At 67.8% G+C, this 4,467-nt stretch carries 4 protein-coding genes; 2 read left to right on the top strand and 2 right to left on the bottom strand.

Annotated features, from left to right (window positions below):
- Together AC2W7C_RS13750 and AC2W7C_RS13745 are read right to left on the bottom strand one after the other, a co-directional pair.
- Positions 1-303 (bottom strand): protein tyrosine phosphatase family protein (locus AC2W7C_RS13750; RefSeq protein ID WP_486001944.1); only part of this gene is annotated, 303 nt, incomplete at its 3' end.
- Between the two features lie 2 nt (positions 304-305).
- On the bottom strand, positions 306-824 hold the full coding sequence (locus tag AC2W7C_RS13745) for a hypothetical protein (protein WP_486001943.1): 519 nt from the start codon (positions 822-824) through the stop codon (positions 306-308).
- 289 nt (positions 825-1,113) lie between these two features.
- Between AC2W7C_RS13745 and AC2W7C_RS13740 the strand changes: the two genes are divergently transcribed.
- The gene (locus AC2W7C_RS13740) at positions 1,114-3,978 is read left to right on the top strand and encodes a TonB-dependent receptor plug domain-containing protein (protein WP_486001942.1); all 2,865 of its coding nucleotides are present in this window, start codon (positions 1,114-1,116) and stop codon (positions 3,976-3,978) included.
- Between the two features lie 149 nt (positions 3,979-4,127).
- On the top strand, positions 4,128-4,331 hold the full coding sequence (locus AC2W7C_RS13735) for a hypothetical protein (protein WP_486001941.1): 204 nt from the start codon (positions 4,128-4,130) through the stop codon (positions 4,329-4,331).
- Positions 4,332-4,467: the final 136 nt, after the last annotated feature.

Below are 4,467 nucleotides of genomic sequence, written 5' to 3'. Positions count from 1 at the left end.
CGCCCAGACGGCCGCGGACCGCATGCCCGAGCGGCAGAACAGCAGGGTGGGCTCGCCGTCCGCCAGAGCCTCGCCGACCGCGGCCGCCTGGGCCGCGTCCGGCAGGCCCTGGACGGGAATCCAGAGATACTGGAGTCCGGCGGCTTCCGCGGCCGCCGAGATCTCCGCCGAGGTCGGCTGTCCCGGCTCCTCGTGGTCCGGTCGGTTGTTGATCACCCGCTTGATCCCGCTTCCGGCGATGACGGACATCGCGTCGGGCGAGATCTGCGGCGAGGTCCAGGCGGTGGGGGAGAGGGGGCGCATCGCTACTGCCGGCGCACGCGCACGGCGCGGCTGTCGCCCACCGTCATCAGGAAACTGCCCAGGGCCGCCTTGCGCACCCGAACGGCCTGGCCCGGACGATTCTGGAAGCGGACGCGTTCGGTGTCGACCTGACGCCAGACGGCGCCGTCCGCCAGACGGAAGACCCATTTGCCGTCGGCGGCCTGGCTCGCGCTCTCCAGGGTGGTCTCGACGGCCTGGATCTCGGCCGCCTCGCCGCCGCCGAACAGGCGCGGCAGGGCTGAGGCGTCGAAGCCGAACAACTGCCGGCGCGTGCCTTCGGCCTGGGCGCGGTCGATGACCACCAGATCCCCTTGCCGTTCCGCCGATTCGAGAGCCGCCGCGGCCGCGTCGTAGCAGCCCAGACGCGCCGCGCCGTCCGTGATCGCGCGGCACGCGGCCAGCCTCTGCAAGGCCTCGGGACGCTGTTGCGCGGGCTCGGCCGCCTGGCCGGACAGTAAAGCGCTCGACAGGATTGCCGCCAGAGTGGGAGTAAGTGACATATTATTCCAACGCTTTCTCCGGAATATCCGGTCAAGTTTCAACTTTTGGGCCTCTAGGGCGAAATTCGTTCCGCCGGCAACCGGCGCTGTGGCGATATCGTGGCCTATTTACGACAGTCGCGCTTCGGGTGGGTTACGGGCCTGTAATTATGCTGGCGAATTCCACTGTACGGAGCCTAACGTGCGGCGACTGCAGTTGGGATTCCGGCTGCGGGGGAAGGGAATATTCCATTCTAAGGCCGCGACGACCGGTGAAAAGGGCCGGGCGCCGAACATCAGGAGACGACCTTTGAGAAACCACAAGATTCGCCACAGGCTTCTGGCGACCACGATGATCGCGGGGGCTTCGGTCCTGGCGTTCGCGGCGCCCGCCATGGCGCAGGAGGCCACTGAGCCCTCCGCCATCGACGACATCGTCGTCACCGGGTCGCGCATCGTCCGTCAGGACTACGTGGCCAACAGCCCGATCTCGACTGTCGGCGCCGAGCAGATCCAGGCTCGCGGCGACGTCAACGTCGAGCAGATCATGAACCAGCTGCCGCAGGTCGTGCCCGGTCTGTCGGCCAACTCGAACAACCCGTCCAACGGTTCGGCCACGGTCGACCTGCGCGGCATCGGGGCGAGCCGGACGCTGGTGCTGGTCAACGGCCACCGCTTCATCCCGTACGACAAGAGCAACGCGGTCGACCTGAACAGCATTCCCGCGGCCCTGATCGATCGCGTGGAAGTGGTCACCGGCGGCGCCTCGGCCACCTACGGCTCCGACGCCCTGGCCGGCGTCGTGAACTTCATCTTCAAGCGCAACTTCGAAGGCTTCGCCTTCAACACCCAGTACGGCATCTCGGGCTACGGCGACGGCGAGCAGTTCGACGCCTCGATGACCTTCGGCGCCAACCTGGCCGACGGTCGCGGCAACGTGACCGGCTATGTCGGCTACGCCGACCGCGACGGCTTCCTGCCGAACTCGGACCGTCCCTGGTCGCAGGTCGCCAACAACGGCGGTTCCGGCACCGGCATCTACGGCGGCCTGAACAACCTGGGCACCAACCCCTATACCGCCGCCGGCTGTCCGACGGCCTCGCCCTGCCGTCGCTCGTTCCGCACGCCGGGCGTTCCGGGCGTGTTCAACAACGACACGAGCCTCGGGCCGGCAAGCGATCGCTACGACTTCGCCCCGGTCAACCTGCTGCAGTCGCCGTCGGAGCGCTTCAACCTCGCGGTGATGGCCCACTATGACGTCGTCGACAACGTCGAGGCGTTCGCGGAAGTCTTCTACACCGACACCCGCAACAACTCGCAGCTGGCCCCGACCCCGGCGACCGGCATCGAGATCCCGGTCAGCAACTACTTCGTGCAGAACTATCCGGCGCTGCTGGCCTACGCCAACACCCGGGCCAACCCGGCTCTGCCGCTGAACTTCGACCGCCGCATGGCCGAGGTCGGCGCCCGCGTCCAGCTGAACAACACCGACGTCTATCAGCTCAACACGGGCGTCCGTGTCGACATGGCCGGCGACTGGGAGCTGGAAGCCTTCTACAGCTACGGCCGCACCGAACTGACCACCTCGATCCTGAACGACGTCTCGCGCTCGCGCCTGAACGCCGCTCTGGCCGGCGGCGGCACGGCGACCCAGTGCGCCCCGGCCGTCCGTCTGCTGTACCCGACCTGCGTGCCGATCAACCTGTTCGGCGCCGGCACGATCACGCCGGAAGCGGCCGCCTTCGTGCGTCTGAACTTCACGGACCGCAGCGTCTTCGAGCGGAACAACGTGCAGTTCAACATCACGGGCACCCTGCTGGAACTGCCGGCCGGTCCGCTGGGCGTCGCCATCGGCGCCGAGTATCGTGAAGACAGCCTGGCCTTCACGCCGGACGACGCCAAGAACAAGGGCGACATCTACGGCTTCAACGCCGAACGCGCCGTTTCGGGCAGCTCGGCTTCGACCGAAGTCTACTTCGAAGCCGCGGTTCCGCTGCTGCGCGACGCGCCGTTCGCCCGTTCGCTGGAACTGGAGCTCGGCGCCCGCTTCTCGGACTACGACACCGTCGGCGGCGTCTGGTCCTACAAGGCCGGCGGCTCGTGGGAGCCGGTCGAAAGCCTGCGCCTGCGCGCCCTGTACCAGCGCGCCAGCCGGGCTCCGAACGTGTTCGAGCTGTTCCAGGCGAACGACCAGGGCTTCCCGGCCGTTCTGGACCCCTGCACCACGCGCAACCCGAACACCGGCGCCGCTCGCACCCTGACGCCGGGCGTGCGGAACTTCTGTACCGCTCAGCTGGGCTTCGATCCGGTCGCCGCGGGCTTCGTGGCGCTGAACACGCAGACGGAATCCTTCTTCTACGGCAACCCGACCCTGTCGGAAGAGAAGTCGGACACCGTGACCGTCGGCGCCGTCTGGCAACCGACCTTCGTCGAAGGTCTGTCGATGTCGCTGGACTACTACCAGATCAAGGTCGAGGACTACATCGGCACGATCTTCGGCGGCGTCTCGGGCATCGTCGGCCAGTGCTTCGCGGCGGGTGCGGCGGCTTCGGCCACCACGCCGACGCCGGTTTCGGCCATCGCCGAGTGCAACAACGCGGGCATCGGCCTGCCGCTGATCTATCGTGATCCGGCCGGCAACCTGAAGGCGCGCGCGCCTCTGGGCAACGTGTCCGCGCTGGAAACCAGCGGCGTCGACTTCTCGACGCGTTATGGCTGGAACGTGCCGTGGGCCGGCGGGATGTGGGGCGACAAGCTCGACATCGCTCTGAACCTGACCTGGCTGAACAAGTACGAGCTGGACGGCGTCGACTACGCCGGGACGGCTGGCGCCTACAACATCAGCGCCACCCTGCCCGAGTGGAAAGCCAACCTCTCGCTGGGCTACGATATCGGCCCGGTGCGTCTGGCCTACTCCGGCACGTTCATCGATGCGCTGGACAACCAGGGCAACATCTTCGAGCCGGACACCTACAACACCGTCGACTCCTACTGGTACCACGACATCAGCGGTACCTGGCAGGCGACGGACAACATGGAAGTGTTCGCCGGCGTCCGGAACCTGCTGGACGAAGATCCGCCGGTCTTCGACAACGCGAACGACGGCAACACCGATCCGAACGCGTATGACGTCGTCGGCCGGTACTTCTTCTTCGGCGCTCGCCTGAAGTACTAAAGTCGACCCTGTCGGCTGAGAGAGGCGGCGGACCCCCGGGTCCGCCGCCTTTTTCTTTGCGCGATGGATGCCCTAGAAGAACCATCGACGTCCCTCAGGCGTTGCCATACCCCCGGCCCCCGCGGTCGCCATTCGAAGTCTCCGCCTCCATGATCGCCAGCGTCCTCGCCGCCCTGCTTCTGACCCAGACCCCTTCGGCGCCCCAGGACGGGCCCGTCGCCACCGCCACGCCCGCCGGCGGCGAGACCCTGGAGGCCCGCCGCGTGCGCGAGGCCGTCGCCTACGCCAACCCCCTGCCGCGGGCGCGCCCGAGGCGGACTATCCGCTGGTCGCCTGGTGCGAGGCGCTGGTGAACGGCCACGTCGCTGGGCGAGACCCTCACCAGCCGCGATCCTCTGGACCTGGACATCATCCGTCTGGGCCGGCTCGAGGCCGCGGATTTCCGAGCAGCCCTTCAGGCCGGCGAGGCGCGCCAGACGCCTCCACGCG

The sequence above is a fragment of the Brevundimonas sp. CURTG3B2_SDJG genome (genome assembly GCF_057364705.1).
This window is presented reverse-complemented; position numbering and strand designations above follow the sequence as displayed.

Bases quoted from the DNA above. Each gene is read 5' to 3' on its own strand.
- AC2W7C_RS13745 (WP_486001943.1), bottom strand. From the start codon at position 824: ATGTCACTTACTCCCACTCTGGCGGCAATCCTGTCGAGCGCTTTACTG.
- AC2W7C_RS13735 (WP_486001941.1), top strand. From the start codon at position 4,128: ATGATCGCCAGCGTCCTCGCCGCCCTGCTTCTGACCCAGACCCCTTCG.